General features: G+C 70.9%; 14 protein-coding genes and 1 pseudogene. 11 read left to right on the plus strand and 4 right to left on the minus strand.

Translation table 11 applies throughout. The features are described 5' to 3' along the window. Nucleotides 1–32 precede the first annotated feature (32 nt). Nucleotides 33–1664 (plus strand): cytochrome P450, encoded by a 1632-nt coding sequence (locus ACH4U7_RS41640; RefSeq protein WP_398532993.1) that lies wholly within the window; start codon nt 33–35, stop codon nt 1662–1664. Continuing rightward, entirely contained in the window at nt 1661–3427 is a 1767-nt protein-coding gene (locus ACH4U7_RS41645) for an acyl-CoA dehydrogenase family protein (protein WP_398532994.1), read from the plus strand. The genes ACH4U7_RS41640 and ACH4U7_RS41645 overlap by 4 nt, the downstream gene beginning before the upstream one ends. 18 nt (nt 3428–3445) lie before the next feature. Here the strand turns inward: ACH4U7_RS41645 and ACH4U7_RS41650 are convergent, their stop codons facing one another. Then, nucleotides 3446–4795, minus strand: a complete 1350-nt coding sequence (locus ACH4U7_RS41650; protein WP_398532995.1) for a helix-turn-helix domain-containing protein — start codon at nt 4793–4795, stop codon at nt 3446–3448. Nucleotides 4796–5220: 425 nt separating this feature from the next. Between ACH4U7_RS41650 and ACH4U7_RS41655 the strand changes: the two genes are divergently transcribed. The 4 genes from ACH4U7_RS41655 (at nt 5221) to ACH4U7_RS41670 (ending at nt 9564) form a co-directional block, all read left to right on the plus strand. After that, nucleotides 5221–6597 (plus strand): MFS transporter, encoded by a 1377-nt coding sequence (locus tag ACH4U7_RS41655; RefSeq protein ID WP_398532996.1) that lies wholly within the window; start codon nt 5221–5223, stop codon nt 6595–6597. A 30-nt stretch (nt 6598–6627) separates the two neighbouring features. After that, on the plus strand, nt 6628–7656 hold the full coding sequence (locus ACH4U7_RS41660; protein ID WP_398532997.1) for a 3-oxoacyl-[acyl-carrier-protein] synthase III C-terminal domain-containing protein: 1029 nt from the start codon (nt 6628–6630) through the stop codon (nt 7654–7656). 94 nt (nt 7657–7750) lie between these two features. Then, nucleotides 7751–8050, plus strand: coding sequence for an acyl carrier protein (locus tag ACH4U7_RS41665; RefSeq protein WP_398532998.1), 300 nt, complete (start codon nt 7751–7753; stop codon nt 8048–8050). Then, nucleotides 8047–9564, plus strand: coding sequence for a class I adenylate-forming enzyme family protein (locus tag ACH4U7_RS41670; RefSeq protein ID WP_398532999.1), 1518 nt, complete (start codon nt 8047–8049; stop codon nt 9562–9564). Before ACH4U7_RS41665 ends, ACH4U7_RS41670 begins: the two co-directional genes overlap by 4 nt. Here the strand turns inward: ACH4U7_RS41670 and ACH4U7_RS41675 are convergent. From ACH4U7_RS41675 to ACH4U7_RS41685, 3 genes are read right to left on the minus strand one after another with little or no spacing between them, the layout of a single operon-like run. Beyond that, a complete protein-coding gene (locus ACH4U7_RS41675) occupies nt 9536–10489 on the minus strand; it encodes an HAAS signaling domain-containing protein (protein ID WP_398533000.1) in 954 nt (317 codons plus the stop codon). The two genes, ACH4U7_RS41670 and ACH4U7_RS41675, sit on opposite strands and share 29 nt — an antisense overlap. Continuing rightward, on the minus strand, nt 10486–10824 hold the full coding sequence (locus ACH4U7_RS41680) for a PadR family transcriptional regulator (protein WP_043488197.1): 339 nt from the start codon (nt 10822–10824) through the stop codon (nt 10486–10488). Before ACH4U7_RS41680 ends, ACH4U7_RS41675 begins: the two co-directional genes overlap by 4 nt. A gap of 33 nt (nt 10825–10857) precedes the next feature. Further along, nucleotides 10858–13134, minus strand: coding sequence for a DUF4118 domain-containing protein (locus ACH4U7_RS41685; RefSeq protein WP_398533001.1), 2277 nt, complete (start codon nt 13132–13134; stop codon nt 10858–10860). Between the two features lie 202 nt (nt 13135–13336). On the opposite strand from ACH4U7_RS41685, the pseudogene ACH4U7_RS41690 reads away from it, so the two are divergent. From ACH4U7_RS41690 to kdpB, 5 genes and pseudogenes are all read left to right on the plus strand, one after another. Beyond that, nucleotides 13337–13747, plus strand: a pseudogene (locus ACH4U7_RS41690) (hypothetical protein); the annotation flags it as partial. Nucleotides 13748–14016: 269 nt separating this feature from the next. After that, nucleotides 14017–14199 (plus strand): hypothetical protein, encoded by a 183-nt coding sequence (locus tag ACH4U7_RS41695; RefSeq protein ID WP_398533047.1) that lies wholly within the window; start codon nt 14017–14019, stop codon nt 14197–14199. Nucleotides 14200–14449: 250 nt separating this feature from the next. Then, a complete protein-coding gene (gene kdpF / locus ACH4U7_RS41700; RefSeq protein WP_398533002.1) occupies nt 14450–14542 on the plus strand; it encodes a K(+)-transporting ATPase subunit F in 93 nt (30 codons plus the stop codon). Next, entirely contained in the window at nt 14539–16203 is a 1665-nt protein-coding gene (kdpA, locus tag ACH4U7_RS41705) for a potassium-transporting ATPase subunit KdpA (RefSeq protein ID WP_398533003.1), read from the plus strand. The genes kdpF and kdpA overlap by 4 nt, the downstream gene beginning before the upstream one ends. Further along, nucleotides 16203–18308, plus strand: coding sequence for a potassium-transporting ATPase subunit KdpB (kdpB, locus tag ACH4U7_RS41710; RefSeq protein WP_398533004.1), 2106 nt, complete (start codon nt 16203–16205; stop codon nt 18306–18308). The genes kdpA and kdpB overlap by 1 nt, the downstream gene beginning before the upstream one ends. Nucleotides 18309–18324: the final 16 nt, after the last annotated feature.

Here is an 18324-nt window from a genome sequence, read left to right on the forward strand (position 1 = left end):
AGCGTCCCGCCACCACGCCTAAGGAAGCCGCCATGGACACCCGCCGGGCTCTCGCCCCACAACCGCTCGACCAGCTGGATCTGGCCGATCCCCTGCTGCACGCCCATCACGACCTGGGGCCGCTGTGGCGTCGGCTGCGCGCCGAGGCCCCCGTGCACTGGCAGCCCGAGACCGCGCGCGGCCCCGGGTTCTGGGCGGTGAGCGGCTACGCCGACGTGGTCTCGGTGCTCAACGACAGCGAGACCTTCACCTCCGAACGCGGCAATGTGCTCGACACCCTGCTGGCGGGCGGCGATTCGGCGGCCGGGCAGATGCTCGCCGTCACCGACGGCAGACCGCATCAGGCGCTGCGCAGCGCCCTGCTGAAGCCGTTCTCGCCGCGCTCCCTCGAGGTGGTGGTCGACAGCGTCCGGCGCGGCACCCACGCGCTGGTCGAGGAGGCGGTGGAGCGGGGCGAGGTGGACTTCGCCGCCGATGTGGCCGCGCATATCCCGCTCGCCGCCATCTGTGATCTGCTCGGTGTCCCGGCCGCCGAGCGGCAGCACATCATCGACCTCACCTCCGGCGCGCTGTCCTCGGCGGACGGCGCGCCCACCGAGGAGGCCACCTGGGCGTCCCGGAACGGCCTGTTGCTCTACTTCTCGGAGCTGGCCGCACAGCGCCGCGCCAAACCGTACGACGACGTGGTCAGCCTCCTGGTGAGCAAGGAGATCGACGGCCGGCCGCTGACCCACGAGGAGATCGTCTTCAACTGCTACAGCATCATCATGGGCGGCCATGAGACGACCCGCTTCGCGATGGTCGGCGGTCTGCGGGCGCTGATGGAGCACGAGGACCAGTGGCAGGCCCTCAAATCCGGCCGGGTCGCCACCGCCTCGGCCGTCGAGGAGGTGCTGCGCTGGACCACCCCGGCCCTGCACAGCGGCCGGACCGCGACCCGGGACGTCCTCCTCGACGACCGGTTCGTCGAGGCGGGGGACATCGTGGTCACCTGGCTGGCCTCCGCCAACCGCGACGAGCGGGTCTTCGAGCGGCCGGACGAGTTCGACCTGTCCCGCACCCCCAACAAACACCTGTCGTTCGCGCACGGCTCGCACTTCTGCCTCGGCGCCTTCCTGGCCCGCGCCGAGCTGACGGCCCTGCTGGAGAGCTTGCGGGAGCTGGTCGAGGCGGCCGAGCCCGCGGGCCGGCCGCGGTATGTGTACTCCAACTTCCTGAGCGGCATGTCGGCGCTGCCGGTGTCCCTCACGCCGAGTTGCCGTGTGCTTGCCGGGCCCGTTGCCTGGGAGGGGCCCGAGGCTGGGCTTACCGTCGGAAACATGACTCACACTCCTGCCGCCGTCGGCGCCGAAGCCGTCTCCGCCGTGGTGTGCGGCATGGTCCGGCTGATCGCCCCGCGCAAACTCGACCAGGTCGAGCTCGACCACCGGCTCGTCGGCGATCTCGGCTTCCACTCCCTCGTACTCGCGGAACTCGGCTACAACCTGGAGGATCTGTACGGCCTCCGGGCGCTGACCCCGGAGGAGACCATGAAACTGGAGCGCGTCAAGGACGTGATCGAGTTCGTCTCCACCGAAGTGGCGAGCGGCCGGGCACAGCTTCCCGACGAGGAGGAGCTGTCCGACCTCTTCGCCCGCTACGGCGCCGACGCCCCCACGGCATGACCGGCGAGGTGTCCGACCGCCCCTCCTACGCGCTGGCCGCGGACTTCGAGCGGGTGCTCGGCGACCCGGCGGCGAGCGGCGGTCCGTTCAGCCACGCGGAGACGGTCGAGCACGAGGAGCTGGGCGCGCTGCCCCCGGGCGCGGTGGACCTGGTCCGGTCCTGGGGGTTCAGCCGGTATCTGGTGCCCGAGCACTTCGGCGGCGGGCTGCGCAACCTGGAGCAGCTGGTCCTGCTGACCCGTGCGCTCTCGCGCCGCAATCTGACCGTCGCGGTGATGTTCGGCTCGGCGCTGCTCGGCGTCAACCCGGTGTGGCTGTGGGGCGACGAGGAGCAGCGGGCCCTGGTGGCACGGGGCGTCCTCGACGGGGATCTGGCGTGTTTCGCGGTATCCGAACCGGACCACGGCAGCGATCTGGGGACCAACGAGACGACGGCGTCGCCGGACGGTGGCGGATATGTCCTCACCGGGGAGAAGTGGCCGGTGGGCAACGCCACCCGGGGCCGTTTCCTCAGCGTCTACGCGGCCGTCGAGGGCGTCGGCCCGTCCCTGCTGCTGGTCGACAAGCGGCAGCTCACTGCCGGGAGTTGGGACAACCACCCCTTCGTCCGGACCGTGGGCCTGCGCGGCCACGATCTGAGCGGGATCACCTTCCGGGACACCGAGGTGCCGGCCGGCGCCCTGCTCGGCCGCCCCGGCGCGGGCCTGGCCCAGATCCTTCAGGTGCTGCAGATCACCCGCACCGCCATCGGCGCGCTGTCGCTCGGCACCATGGACTCGGTGCTGCGGATCGCGCTGCGCCACGCATGCTCGCGGGTGCTGTACGGGCAGGAGATCTACCGCATCCCCGTCATCCGGCGGCACTTGGTGCACGCGCATCTCGACCTGCTGATCGCCGAGTGCGCCACGCTGCCGGTGGCACGCGCGCTGTCGGTCGCCCCGTCCCGGCTCAGCCTGTGGTCCTCCGTGGTCAAGTACCTCGTACCGACGCTGGGCGAGGAGGTCGTGCAGGAGTCCGCCCGGGTCCTGGGGGCCCGCGGCTATCTGCGCGAGGGCGTGGCCGCCGGTGTCTTCCAGAAGCTCCAGCGCGACCACGCGATCGCGAGCGTCTTCGAGGGCACCACCCATGTCAACCTCCATGGCATCGCCTCTCAGCTGCCCACCGTGGCCCAGGCGGCCGACCGCCCCGCGCCCGGTCAGGACGGGGTGCTGCGGCAGCTCTTCGACTGGTCCCAGGAGGCCCCGGTGTGGCATCCGTCGGGCCGGGCGCTGCGGCTGACCAACGCCACCGAGGACGAGATCACCCGGGGGTGGGGCCCGGCGGTGGCCGAGGCTCGCCTGATCGCGGAGCGCGAGCTGCCGGTGTCCGAGGCCGACGCGCTGCTGAAGGTCCTTGACGCGCTGTCGGCCCGCCGGGCGGCCTTCTACACGCGGATCGCCGCCGAGTCGTTGGACGCGGCGACGACCGAGGGACAGGACCGGGCCGCGGAGCACTGCGTCCACCACGCGGCCGCCTCATGCCTGTACACCTGGCTGTACTCCTTCGCGGGGGAGCGGGCCTCGGCCGGGGGTACGGGATGGCTGGTCCTCGTACTGCAACGGCTGCTCGCCCGGCTCGACCCCACGGCCGGCCTTGAGGAGAGCCTGCTGCCCTGGCTGGAGGAGCTGATGTTCGCCTGCCTCGACGGCCCGGAGTACTTCTCGCTCCGGGCCGTCAAGGCAGCCGCTGCCGTCAAGGCAGCCGCCGGAACGGCGGAAGGCTGAGCGGGGGCCGGCCGCCGCTCAGGCGGCGGTGTTCTGGGAGTGGCGTGCCAGCTGTGTCACGACATGCCGCACCAGGGCATGGATGCGATAGGTGTACTGCCGCTCCCGGTGGGTCTGGACCAGCGAGGCGTCCGCCAGCTCGGCCAGCAGATGGGCCACCCGCACCATCTCGGGGCGGCGGCTCGGTTGGGCGGTCAGTACGTCGTCGAGCGAGAAGCCGTCGGGCAGGGCGACCAGGTCGTGCAGCAGTTCACGGTGTGGCGCGGGGAGCAGATCGTAGCTCCAGCGCACGCTGTCGGACAGTGTGCGATGCGCGCTCAGGCCCCCCGTATCGGCCTGGCCGAGCAGATGGAAGAGCGTGTCTTCCTGGAGGAGAGAGGTCAGCGGGAGCGATCGGAGCCGCTGTGCGGCGATCTCGATGGCCAGCGGCACCCCGTCCAGGAGTTGGCACAACGTGGTGACCAGCGGGAGGTGATGGGCGAGATCCAAGGTCGGCAGCGCGGCCTGCACCCGGCGCAGCAGGAGCTCCACCGCGCTCGGCACGGGCATGTCACGGCCCTTGGGGCCGTCCACGCGCAGCGGTTCGACCTCCCAGGTCTCGGCCGCGCTGGCGGCCAGGGCGCGGCGCGAGGTCACCAGCAGATGGAGCCCGGGATGCTCGTCGAGCAACTGCCGTGCGGCGCGGGCCGTCTGCTGCGCGACATGTTCGGCGCCGTCGAGCACCAGCAGCCGTCGGCCGCCGCGCGCGCCCGCGAGAGAATGTCCGGTTACGCCGGTGAACTCCCGTGTGACGCGCGTCAACTCGGCACGTGCGTGTGCCGGGTCGAGATGTTCGGGCGGGCAGTCGCGCAACTCGACGACCGCGACTCCACCGCGGAACAGCGGACGCAGCCGGGACGCCGCCGCGAGGGCCAGCCGTGTTTTGCCCACCCCGCCAGGACCGGTGAGTACGACCAGCCGGCTGCGCTGGGCGGAGGCCAGAACGTGGCGCATATCGAGCTGTCTGCCCACTAACGGATCGCCGAGCGGCCGGGGGCCGTGCCACGGCGAGGGCTCCGCCGAGCGGCCGCGGTGCGCCTCCGGGCGCTGTTCGGGCAGCGCCGCCATGTCGTCCGCGCCCCAGGGCGCCGTTTCCGGTGGCGCCGCGGGTGCCGCGCCCAAGGCGCTGAGCAGCAGGGCCACCGAGGTTCTGCGCGGGTTGGTGTTGGAGCCCGTCTCCAGATTACGGATCGTCCGCACGCTCACCCCGGAGCGCTCGGAGAGCTCTTCTTGAGTCCAGCCGGAGATTCGGCGTTGGCTGAGCAGAAAGTCGCGCAACTGATGAATGTCGGTCCCGTCGAACGACATGAATTCATTTGGAATCACCATGGAGTGAGTCCCCCTTGCTTCCCCGCTTGTGCATGCTCCAGAACCCGAAAAGTCATGTGCACGCAATGACAAAGTCCCCGTAGAACAGCAAGAAGACCGAGGTGTGCCGGTGTGGCAAGAACCGGACCCTACTCGACAACTCGGCCGAGTGGGAGTGGTAGTCTTGACATGAAAGCGCCAGGTGTCCACTAGTTGACAACTCCGCCAATGCGGCTCGAAGTGGACATCCCGACATTACGCGCTCTTGAAACATTCTTTCTTCGTCACACGACCGCTCCCCTCGGTGAGCGGCAAATTTCCCCCGTGAATTGCCGGTGCACTGCCTGGCCCGGGGCAACGCGCATCGACCAGCATGCTGCGCGGGATCCACGCGGGGCCCGGAGCCCCAACGGGCGAGACGGCGAAGGAACAGGGGGGCGCAGTCGATGGCGCGGTCACGTCCCGAGGAGTCCGAGGAGTCCGAGGAGACACAGGGCGCTCAAGGGAAGCGACCGTCGCTCTGGCGCAACCGCGACTACCTGTACTGGTGGTCGGGAAACGGTCTGTCCACCCTGGGCACCAGCGTCTCCACGCTCGCCTTCCCGCTGCTCATGCTCTACGCCACCGGGTCCGCGACCCAGGCCGGCACCATCACCGTGCTGCATATGCTCGGCAAACTCGGCACCCTCGCGGTGGGCGGAGCGCTCGCGGACCGGGTGTCACGCCGCGCCATCCTGTGCCTGGTCCCCCTGGTCGAGGCGGTGGCGATGGCCGCCGTCGCCCTGCTGGTGTACCGGGGCGACCCGCCGGTCCTGGGGCTCGACGCGCTGGCGCTGGTCAGCGGGTTGGCCGCCGGGCTGAAGGTCGGCGTCTCGACACCGGTGCTGCGCCGGATCGTCCCCAAGGAGCAGATCGCCACCGCGACGGCGCAGGGCATGGGCCGCGACATGGTCGTACAACTCGTCGGCGCCCCCCTCGGCGGGCTGCTGTACTCGATGGCCCGCTGGATCCCGTTCCTCTTCGACGCCGTCTCCTTCGTCTTCATCACCCTGAGCTCGCTGTTCATCCGCCGCCCCCTCGGCCCGGACCGGCACACCGACGGTGAGCGGCACACCGGCCTGGCCGAGGACATGAGGGACGGTCTGCGGCTCATCAGACGCAGCGACTATCTCGTGTTCACCCTCGCGTGGGGAGCCCTGCTCAACACCGTGGCGCAAGGGCTCACCCTGCTGTTCGTCGTGCTGGTGCGGCACCGCGGTGGCGGGCCGACCGCGGTCGGCGTCGCGACCTCGCTCGCAGTCGTCGGCGGTGTCATCGGGGCCGTCGCCGGACCGTGGCTGATGCGCAGCCTGGGCGCGCGGCGGGTGCTGCTGTTCTCCGCCTGGGTGTTCGTGGCCTCCTTCGCCGTGGTGGCGCTGGTGCCCGAGCCGTGGCAGATCGGCCTGGTCCTGATGGCCGGCATGATCAGCATGGTGCCGATGAACGTCGTCATCGAGTCGTACGAGGTCCGGCTGGTTCCGGACGCGTATCTGGGCAGAACCGCCGCGACCAGCCAGTTCTTCTTCCAGGCACTGCAGTGGATCGGCCCGCTGGCGGCCGGTGTCCTCGCCGACGCCCTGGGGGTGGAGGCGGCCGTGCTGATCCTGGCCGTGGCCATGGCCCTGCTGGCGCTCGCCCTGCACACCGCCCGGCGCCAACTGAGCGTTCTGGACATCCCGCTGGCCGAGGTGCCCGAACTTCCGGCCCCGCCCGCGGCGGCCGGCCGTCCGTCCGAAACCGAACCCGTTCCCCCGCACGCCGGGGGCTCGACCCTGAAGCGGTGAACACCCACCGTGGGAGCGAAGGGACAACACGTGGCCACTTCAGTGGAGATGGGCATCGTCGCGACGGGCACGTCCTTCGGCGAACAGCGCGGTGTGGCCGAGACGGCCGGTGCGTATGTGCCCGACCCCGAGGCCGTCGGCGCCCTGGGGTACCGGACCTACCACCGGGTGGCCGACGGTGTCACCGCCACCGACCTCGCCGCCGAGGCGGCCCGCGAGGCGCTGGCGGACGCGGACCTCGACATCGTCGACATCGACCTGATCGTCGTCGGCCACTCCGATGTCCCCGAGTATCTGGGCTGGGACTCCTCGGCGGCCGTGGCCCGGGCGTTGGGCGCATACGGCACCCCCACCGTGCTGTGCACGCAGGTGTGCGCCGCCTGGTCGGTGGCGCTGGACCACGCGGCCGGCGCGATGGCGCTCTCGGCCGACACCGAGACCGTACTGGTGGTCCTGGTCAACGCGGCCAGTGAGGCGCACACCAACAGGATGGACTTCAACGGGGCCATCGCCAGCGACGGGGCAGTCGCCGCCGTGCTGCGGCGCGGACACCCACGCCTGCGCCGGCTCTCCTCCGCCCACTTCACCAACCCCGAGTACGCGGACTTCTTCCGCATCGAGTTCGGCGGTTCCGCCGCTCCCGTACCGCCCGCGGGCCGCGCCAATCTGCACGCGGACCCGATGGTCGGCATCTTCCGCCACTTCGACCGCGACCCCGGGCGCTTCCAGGCGTTCATGAAGGAGATCAGCGGGCGGATCGCGGACGTGGTCGACCAGGCGCTCTCGCGCGCCGGCAAGGACCGGACCCAACTGGCCCGGCTCATCTACCTCAACGACAACCAGCAGGCGATCCGCGAGGCCGCCGACGCCGTCGGTCTCCCCATCGAGCGCACCAACGCCGAACTCGCCCGCGAACTGGGCCATATGGGCGCCGCCGACCAGCTGATCTGTCTGCGGCGCCATATCGAGGACGGCGAGGTGGCGCCGGGGGATCTCGTGGCACTGGTGGGTGTCGCAGCGCCGGGCATGCACTGGTTCTGCACGCTCATCGAGGTGTGAGCCCATCGAGGTGTCAGCCCATCGATGTGTGAGCCCATTGATGTGTGAGCCCATCGATGTGTGAGGACGTCAGGAACCAGTGGAGGGAAACAGCATGTCCGCGCAGCCCCACACCGCACCGCCGGCCACTCCCGTCGTCTCCGAGGAGGACATCGCGGCCTTCGTCGTCGAGCGGTTTCTGCCCGGCGTCGACGCGGCCGAGCTCGATGCGGAGTACGACCTGCTGGCCACCGCCGTGATCGACAGCCTCGGTGTGCTGCGGATCGCCGAATGGCTGGCGGACCGCTATCGCATCGTCGTCCCCGACACGGAGCTGACCAGCAGAAACTTCCGCTCGGTTGGCGCCATCCGGACCACGGCCGAGCGCGCGGCGGCCGGAGAGGGACACGTATGACGGACACGTTCGTCACGAGGTTCGCCCAGCACGCGGCCACCCGGCCCGCCGCGCCCGCGCTCATCTGGGAGGACCGCGCGATCGGCTACGCCGAGCTGTACGCCATGGCCTGCCGGGCCCGCGCCCAGGTCGAGACCGCGGCACCGGACGCCTCCCGCCCGGTGGGCCTGCGGATGCGTAAATCCCCCGAGGCGGTGGCCCTGGTGCTGGGCGCCCTGATGGCCGGCCGCCGCATTCTGCTGCCGTCCCATGAACTGCCCGACACTCCGGCGAAGGAACTGTACGAACAGGCGGGATGCGGTGTCGTACTCGGCCTGGCCGCCGGTCCGCTGATCGACCGGGTGGTGGACCCGCACACGGTGTCCGGGAGTGCCGGAGGGCCGCCGCCGACACCGGTCGCTGACGACGCCATCGGCTTTATGCTCACCACCTCCGGCTCGACCGGCCTCCCGAAGATCGTCCCGCTGTCGTTCGGGGCGGTCACCCGGTTCACCGCGTGGGGTGCCGAGACCTTCGGGATCACGCCGGGCACGGCCGTACTCAACTATGCGCCGCTCAACTTCGATCTGTGTCTGCTGGATGTGTGGACCACCCTGGCGTACGGCGGCACCGTCGTCCTGGTCGACCCCGAGCGGGGCGCCTCGGCCGGCTATGTGCGCGATCTGGTGGTCGACCACCGCGTCTCGCTCATCCAGGGCGTACCGCTGCTGTTCCAGCTGCTCGTGGAGGCGGCGGCCGGCGAAGAGCCGCTGGCCGGGCCCGAACACCTCGTCTTCGCCGGTGACAGCATGCCCGCACGGGTGCTGGCCGGGCTCTTCGCGGTCTTCCCCAAGGCCCGCTGGTACAACAACTACGGCTGCACCGAGACGAACAACAGCTTTCTCCACGAGGTGGACCGCGCCCACCCGGTCCGCACCCCGCTGCCGATCGGCCGCCCGCTGCCGGGTGTCAGCTGGCTGATCGTCGGCGGGAACGGGCGCGCGCTGACCGGCCCCGGACAGGGCGAGCTGCTGGTCAACACGCCCTTCCAGACCACCGGTTACGCGAATGTGCCGAGCGAGGAGAAGTTCGGCCCGCATCCGGACGGCGTCCCCGGCCTCGTCTACTACCACAGTGGTGATATCGCCACCCGGCACGAGGACGGCTCCCTGAGCATTCTCGGGCGCACCGACTTCATGGTGAAGGTCCGGGGCTTCCAGGTGAGCACCCAGCAGGTCGAGGGCATCCTGCTGGACCACCCGGCGGTCGTCGAGGCCGCCGTCGTCGCGATCCCCGACCCGGTGGCCGGACACCGACTGCACGCCCGGCTGCGCCTCGCCGAGCCGGGCTCGGTGGGGGTGCTGGCCCTGCGGCAGTACTGCGCGGAGCGCACGGTGCGGGCGGCCATCCCCGGGGTGATCGAGACGGTGGCGGACCCGCTGCCCAGGACCTCCACCGGCAAGATCGACCGGAACCGGATCAGGGAATCCCTGGCCGGGGCGAGTGTCACCCACGCGCCGCGCGGAAGCTCTTGAACACCGCGCTCACGCCCAGGGCGAGCACGATCAGCGCCGTACCGGCATAGGCTTGGTCCGTTGACGACCACAGGGTCTCGGCGTCATCGAGGAAGTCCGGGTTGAAGACGGACTTTTCGTTGAACACCCAGGCCAGCGGAAGCACGAACATCGCCTGGGCCACGGCGTTCCCAGCGGCCAGGGGGACGGTCCAGCCGCGCGCGGCCACCCGGGCCAGCTGGATCACCACAAGCCCCGCGAGCCCGGCGAGCATCGGCCAGACCCAGCCCGACCACAGCTGCGGATCCAGCACCTCGATCCGCTTGCCGTCGCCGCCCGCGCCGTCCACCCGGTAGGGATCGGCGGTGTGCTGCCAGATGATCAGCCCGAACAGCAGCCCGTACCACACCGCCGCCGCGCAGGCCGCCACGCCGCCCTTGTCCGGCTGCCGGACCTCGGGCAGGTCGTCGGGTGTCCAAGTGGCGGCATCGACCACGTCCTTGCGGTGCCGGACCCGCTCCATCACGCCGAACACCACGGTGAGCACCGCGATCATCTGGCAGCCGAGCGTGAACAAGGTGCCGATGCCGGAGCCTATGGCCGAGCCGAGGTTGTCGTCGTCCAGCACGTCCAGCACGACGAGTCCGAAGGTGACCGCCGGCAGTAACGTGCACAGCAGGGTGACGAGCAGTCGGATATACGTCGGATAGAGGTCGGGGCCGATCAACGCGAGCGGCCGCTCCGTATAACGAGCGGCGTACCGGACCGGATCGCCCAGCTCGCTCAGCACCTCGCGCTCCGCCACCCGCGGGTCGGCCGAGCCGCGCCCCTCGACCGTGTCGGCGATGGTGGTGCGCAGCTCCTCGGCGATATCGTCCCGCTGCTCGGCCGGGAGCCGCCGGACCACCTCGTGCACATATCGCTCAGTGAGCACGCTCGTACTCATCCGCTCTCCTTGGTAAGTCGTGAAATCGAGGAGACAAGGTCCTGCCACTCGCGCACCAGACCGGTGCGGACCCGGGAGCCGTCGGGGCTGACCTGGTAGAACTTCCGTGGCCTGGACTCGTCGGTGTTCCACTCGCTGGTCAGCAGGCCCTGCTTCTCCAGCCGGCGCAGCAGGGGGTACAAGGTGTTGCCGTCGACGGTAACCCCCGCGTCGTTCAGCGTCTCCAGGAGCGCATAGCCGTAACTCGGCTTCCGGAGCAGCGCCAGACAGGCCAGTACGACCGTCCCGCGGCGAAGCTCCTGAGCCTGGGCAAGGGTCAGTTCTTCTACGGACACGCGTCACACGATACTGTGCGGCACACACTAATGTCACCCCTCGGGGTCGGGGTGATATGCCACGGTCGGGAGCGTGATCGTCACCGAGGCCGCCCCGCCGCCGGTGGTGTGTTCCACGGTGCCGCCCATGGCCTCGGTGAGGTCGCGGGACAGCCGCAGCGACGGGCTCTCGCGCTCGCCGTCCACCGCGCCACCGGTGGTGTCGCCCGCGATCCGGACCGTCAGCCGGCCCGGCAGCGCCTCGGCCGTGAGGGTCGGCGGGGCGTCGGGCGGGCTGTGGCGCAGGGCGTCGGCCACCAGCGTGGCCAGCACCCGGGCGAGGAGGGCGGCGTCGGCGATGACATCGGGCAGCCGTTCCGGCAGCCGCAGCGAGATGGAGTGGCCGCCGGGGCCGAGGTCGTCGAGGGCCGCGGTCAGCGCCTCGTCCAGGTCGACCGGGCGCAGATAGAGCGCTCCGGCACGCGGTCGTACCTGCTCGTCGAGGTCCGTCCCCGCGCCGCGCCGGGCGAGTCCGCCCCGGGTGTGTGCGACGCCGATCTGCGCCGCACACGCGGTGAGGATGCGGCGGTCGTCGCCGCTCAGGCCCCGGCCGCGGGCGGCCAGGGTGAGACGGTCGTCGATGGGCGCCTCCACATCCGCGTCGTACGGTCGCTCGGGTGGCCGGACACCGGTGCTGGCGACGACGTACCAGCGGGGTTCCGGGCCGTGGTCCGTATCGCGTTCCAGCAGGCTGACCGCGGTGAGGGAGAAGTTCTCCCGAACCTGTTCCAGCAGGGTCGGCAGGGGCTCCCCGCGCATCATGGCCGCCGCCATCCGGCTCAGCGCCCGGGCCTCGGACGTCGCGCGGACGGCCTGGTGCGTATGGCGGGCGGCCGTCCCCGCCACCGTGCCCACCAGCCACGCGGCGGCGAGGAAGACGACCAGCCCGACGACGTCGACGCCCCGTTCGACCTTGAAGGAGTGCATCGGCGGGGTGAAGTAGTAGTCGGCGAGCAGACCCGCCGCGACCGCGGTGAGCAGCGCGGGGAGACGTCCGCCGACGAGCCCGGCCAGCACGACGGCGAGCATGTAGAGCACCAGGGCACCGGACAGGCCGACACCGGCGCGCAGCCCGGTGAGCACGAGCGTCAGCAGGGGCAGCAGCAGCGCGGCTCCCACGAGCGCGGACCAGTACCGCACCGGTCCGGTGCCGCCGTGGCCGGGCCGGGGCAGCCGGGGCGCGGAGGCGCCCGCCGCCGCCTCGTGGGTGACGATATGGACGTCGATGGGGCCCGAGTCATGGATGGTCCGCTGTCCCACACCCGCGTGCAGCAGCAACGAGAACCTGCCGCGCCGGCTGGCGCCGAGCACGACCTGGGTGATGTTCTCGGCCTCCGCGAACTGCAGCAGCGCCTCGGGGATGTCCTCGCCGGTCATCTGGTGGTAGCTGCCGCCCAGCGACTCCACCAGGCCGCGCTGGCCGGCCAGTGCGGCCTGGTCGCCCCGCGCGAGCCCGTCGCCGGGCACGACATGGAGGGCCAGCAGCTCACTGCCGGGCGTACGGGCGGTGATCCGGGCGGCGCGACGGATCAGCGTCTCGCCCTCCGAGCCGCCGGTCAGGCCCACCAGAATGCGCTCCCGGGTCTCCCACGGGGCGGTGATGCCGTGTTCGGCGCGATAGCGCTGCAGACCCTCCTCCACCCGGTCGGCCAGCCACAGCAGGGCCAGCTCGCGCAGCGCGGTGAGGTTGCCGACCCGGAAGTAGTGGGTCAGGGCCGCCTCGATACGGTCCGGGGGATAGACATCGCCGTGCACAAGCCGCCGGCGCAGCGTCTCGGGCAGCAGATCCACCAGCTCGATCTGGTCGGCGCGGCGCGCCACCTCGTCCGGCAGGGTCTCGTGCTGGGTGACGCCGGTGATCTGGCGTACGACGTCGTTCAGGGACTCCAGGTGCTGGACGTTGAGCGTGGTGACCACGTCTATGCCCGCCTCCAGCAGCTCCTCGACGTCCTGCCACCGCTTGGCGTTGCGCGACCCCGGCACATTGGTGTGCGCCAACTCGTCGACCAGCGCGACCTGCGGGCGGCGGGCCAGCACCGCGTCGAGGTCCATTTCCGTGAAGGACACCCCGCGGTGGACCAGGGTGTGGCGGGGGATGGTCTCAAGCCCCTCCGCCAGCGCCGCGGTCGGGCGCCGCCCGTGCGGTTCGACCAGGCCGATGACCACCTCGGTGCCCAGGGAGCGCAGCCGCTGGCCCTCTTGGAGCATGGCGTACGTCTTGCCGACCCCGGGGGCCGCCCCGAGGTAGATCCGCAACCGTCCACGGGCCATCGGCGGACTCCTGTCCAATGTGGGGGCGGCGCGACACGATCACGCGCTCCGCACTTCCATGGTGCGCTCGCGGAAACCGCCCGGCCGCCGCTTGTCGGACCCGTTCACCGTGTCGCCGTCAAGGAGGCGTCAAAACCCGGGCGCCGGGTGCCAGGGGTCCGATAAAAGAGCGCACGTATGTGCGACGGGGTCCGAAAGCTGGGTGCTCCGACTCACGGAGGGTCTCACGCACCATGTCGACGGTTTCCCGGGGCCAGGGCCCGGCCAAGGCTCCCCGCGAGGGTGGCGAGGAGCCCCCGATACGGCCCTCGACGCAGGCGTACGGCCCGACCCCGGGGCCGGGCGGCACCAGCTCACCGCGACACAGGGCCTGGCGGCGCTCTCACTGGACGCGATGGCGTCCGTCGCCTACGGCCCGGAGGCCATCGTCCTGGTGCCGGCCGCCGCGGGAGCGCACGGCCTCGGCTTCACCCTGCCGGTCACCCTGGCCATCGCCGGGCTGCTGGCCGTGCTGGTCGCCTCGTACCGGCAGGTGATCGCGGCCTTCCCGAACGGCGGCGGGGCGTACGGCGTGGCCAGGGCACACCTGGGCAACCGGGCCGCCCTCGCGTCACCCCGGCACCCGCGTCACCGTCCTGATTCCCGAGACCGAGCCCGCCCATCTGTGGCAGCGGCTCCTCCAGAACCAGCGCGGCGCCGTCGTCGCCCACGCGCTGCGCCGCGACACCGACGCGGTCATCTGTCGGCTGCGCTTCCGGCCGCCCGCCGCGGGCTGAGGGGCGCGCGGTCACGGCACACTCACTCGATCGGTCCGATTTGCGGCAAGACACGCCGACGTCCCAGGACCTGGCGGCACCGGCGCGCTAACAAGGGGCGTCGGCGGTGGCATCCGGCGCTTTGGCGAGGGCGCCGGTCACCGCCGACAACCGCCCACCCCGCCGGGGGAGCGGTCCCCTCACGACCTGCCGGGGTGCTGCCCATATGCCGGATCTGCTGTTCATCGCGGTCACCGTCGTGGTGTTCGCCGTCATCGGCCTGGTGGCGAAAGGGGCCGGGCGACTGTGAGCGTCGCACGCGCGGCCGCCGGTCGGCACACGACCGGGATTCGCCTGCTGTCGCCGCGCGGGCGACAGTCACATCAGCCGCTGCCGCGGCGGGGCGAACCAGAGAGCACCGTGAGCGTCGCACGCGCGGCCGCCGGTCCGCACACGACCGCGATGGCCGCACCTCTGCGCCGCGCGGGCGACAGTGCCCGCGGCGGAGCCGCTGATGTGACGGGCAGCCGCTGTCGCGGCGGGGCGAACGGAGAGGCACCGTGAGCGTCGACAACATCGTCGGGCTCGTCGTGGCCGTGGCTCTGCTCGGCTATCTCGTGCTGGCCCTGATCTTCCCGGAGAAGTTCTCGTGACCGGCACCCTCGCGGGCTGGCTGCAGATCCTCGCGCTGGTGGCCGCGCTGGCCCTGTCGTACCGGCCGCTGGGCGACCACCTGGCCCACACCCTGACCACCTCCCGGCATCTCGCCGCCGAGCGGCTGGTCTACCGGCTCGGCGGCGTGGACGGCGACGCCGACCAGGGGTGGTCGGCCTATCTCCGCGGGGTGCTCGCGTTCTCCGCGGTGTCCGTCCTCTTCCTGTACGGATTCCTGCGGCTGCAGAACCATCTGCTGCTGTCGCTCGGCAACCGGCCGATGCCCGCGGACCAGGCGTTCAACACCGCGGCGTCCTTCGCCACCAACACCAACTGGCAGTCGTACTCGGGCGAGTCGGCGCTGGGCCATGTGGTGCAGATGGCCGGGCTCGCGGTGCAGAACTTCGTCTCCGCCGCCGTGGGCATCGCCGTCGTCGCCGCCCTGATCCGCGGCTTCACCCGGGAGCGGACCGAGCAGGTCGGCAACTTCTGGGTGGACCTCACCCGGATCGTGCTGCGGGTGCTGCTGCCCATCGCGTTCGTCTTCGCGATCGTGCTGGTCGCGGGCGGGGTGATCCAGAACTTCCACGGTGTCGAGTCGATCCGGACCATCACCGGGGGCCACCAGAACCTCATCGGAGGCCCGGTCGCCTCACAGGAGGTGATCAAGGAGCTGGGCACCAATGGCGGAGGCTTCTACAACGCCAACTCCGCCCACCCCTTCGAGAACCCCAACCCCTTCACCAACTGGCTGGAGATCTACCTCCTGCTGGTGATCTCGTTCTCCCTGCCGCGCACCTTCGGGCGGATGGTCGGGGACCACCGCCAGGGTTATGCGATCGTCACGGTCATGGCCGTGATCTGGGCTGCCTCGATCGCCGTGGTGACCGTGGACGAGCTCCACAGCGTCAGCAGCCAGGCGGGCCAGGCGGCGGGCGGAATGATGGAGGGCAAGGAGCAGCGCTTCGGCATCTGGGCCTCGGCCCTGTTCGCCGCGTCCACCACCCTCACCTCCTGCGGAGCGGTCAACTCCTTCCATGACTCCTACACGCCGTTCGGCGGCGGGATGACCATCTTCAACATGATGCTGGGCGAGATCGCGCCCGGCGGCACCGGCTCCGGCCTCTACGGAATCCTCATCCTGGCGATCATCGCGGTCTTCGTGGCCGGGCTGATGGTCGGCCGCACCCCCGAGTACCTGGGCAAGAAGCTCGGCAGCCGGGAGATCAAGTTCGCGTCCCTGTACATCCTGACCACACCGGCGATCGTGCTGGTGGGCGCGGGTCTGGCCATGGCGCTGCCGGGCGAGCGTGCCGCCATGCTCAACCATGGGCCGCACGGCTTCTCCGAGGTGCTCTACGCCTTCACCTCGGCCGCCAACAACAACGGCTCGGCCTTCGCCGGGCTCGGCGCGAACACCACCTGGTACAACACCGCGCTCGGCCTGGTCATGCTGTTCGGCCGCTATCTGCCCATGGTGTTCGTGCTGGCGCTGGCCGGGTCGCTGGCGCGGCAGCAGCCGGTGCCGGTCACGGCGGGCACGCTGCCCACCCACCGGCCGCAGTTCGTCGGGCTGCTGACCGGCGTGGTCCTGATCGTCGTCGGCCTCACCTACTTCCCCGCACTCTCCCTGGGGCCGCTCGCGGAAGGTCTTCAGTGATGTCCTCGACCACCGCCGAAGCAACGGCGCACCGGGTCTCGGGCGGTCTGCTCGACCCCCGACAGCTCTTCACCTCCCTGCCCGACGCGGTCGGAAAGCTCGACCCCCGGACCATGGTCAGGAACCCGGTGATGTTCGTCGTGGAGGTCGGGGCGGTCCTCACCACCCTCTCGGCCATCAAGAACCCGAGCGTCTTCGCCTGGGTGATCACCGTATGGCTCTGGCTGACCGCGGTCTTCGCCAACCTGTCCGAGGCCGTGGCCGAGGGGCGCGGCAAGGCCCAGGCGGAGACCCTGCGGCGGACCAAGACCGCCACGGTCGCCCGCCGGCTCATCGACTGGCGGCCGGGTGCGAAGACCGCCAACGGGGCCACGGGTGATGCAGCGGGCGAGGAGTCGGTGCCCGCGGCCGAGCTCCGGCTGGGCGACCATGTGGTCGTCGAGGCGGGGCAGACCATCCCGGGCGACGGCGATGTCGTCGAGGGCGTGGCCTCGGTCGACGAGTCCGCGATCACGGGCGAATCGGCCCCGGTCATCCGCGAGTCCGGGGGCGACCGGTCCGCGGTCACCGGCGGTACCAAGGTGCTGTCCGACCGGATCGTCGTCAAGATCACCTCCAAGCCGGGGGAGACCTTCATCGACCGGATGATCGCCCTGGTGGAGGGCGCCGCGCGGCAGAAGACACCGAACGAGATCGCGCTGAACATTCTGCTCGCCTCACTCACGATCATCTTTCTGCTCGCGGTCGTCACCCTCCAGCCGTTCGCCATCTACGCGCACGCCGAGCAGACCATCGTCGTCCTGATCGCCCTCGTGGTCGCGCTCATCCCGACCACCATCGGGGCCCTGCTGTCCGCGATCGGCATCGCAGGGATGGACCGGCTCGTCCAGCGCAATGTGCTCGCGATGTCCGGCCGGGCCGTCGAGGCCGCGGGCGACGTCAACACCCTGCTGCTGGACAAGACCGGCACCATCACCTTCGGCAACCGCCAGGCCGCCGAGTTCCTGCCGGTCGACGGGGCGGGCGTCGACGACCTCGCGGACGCGGCCCAGCTCTCCTCGCTCGCCGACGAGACCCCCGAGGGCCGTTCGGTGGTCGTCCTCGCCAAGGAGCGGTACGGACTGCGCGCCCGCGACGAGGGCGAACTGGCCCGCGCCGAATACCTGCCCTTCACCGCCCAGACCCGGATGAGCGGCGTGAACGTCGAAGGCCGACAGGTCCGCAAGGGCGCCGCCGCGGCCGTCACCGCCTGGGTGAACGAACACGGCGGGCGGCCCGGCGACGAGGTCCAGGGCGTCGTGGACCGGATCTCCGAATCGGGCGGCACCCCGCTCGTGGTCGCCGAGCGTACGGAGGGGACCGCCCGGGTCCTGGGCGTCATCCACCTCAAGGACGTCGTCAAACACGGTATGCGGGAGCGGTTCGAGGAGCTGCGGCGTATGGGCATCCGCACCGTCATGATCACGGGCGACAACCCGCTGACCGCCCGCGCGATCGCCGACGAGGCGGGGGTCGACGACTTCCTCGCCGAGGCCACGCCCGAGGACAAGATGGCGCTCATCAGAAGGGAGCAGGCGGGCGGCAAGCTGGTGGCGATGACCGGCGACGGGACCAACGACGCCCCGGCGCTTGCCCAGGCGGACGTGGGCGTGGCCATGAACACCGGCACCTCGGCCGCCAAGGAGGCCGGGAACATGGTGGACCTGGACTCCAACCCGACCAAGCTGATCGAGATCGTCGAGATCGGCAAACAGCTGCTGATCACCCGTGGTGCGCTGACCACCTTCTCGATCGCCAACGACGTCGCGAAGTACTTCGCGATCATCCCCGCGATGTTCGCCGCGGTCTACCCCGGCCTGGACAAGCTCAACATCATGCGGTTGCACAGCCCCACCTCGGCCATCGCCTCGGCGATCGTCTTCAACGCACTGATCATCGTCGCGCTGATCCCGCTGGCGCTGCGCGGAGTGCGCTACCGGCCGTCCTCGGCGGCGTCCCTGCTGAGCCGCAACATCCGGGTCTACGGCCTGGGCGGGCTCGTCCTGCCCTTCCTCGGCATCAAGCTGATCGACCTGATCGTCCAGTTCATCCCGGGACTGCGCTGACCCCTGACACAGGAAG

Origin of the sequence: Streptomyces sp. NPDC020845, from assembly GCF_044334165.1 — a bacterium.
Lineage (GTDB): Bacteria > Actinomycetota > Actinomycetes > Streptomycetales > Streptomycetaceae > Streptomyces.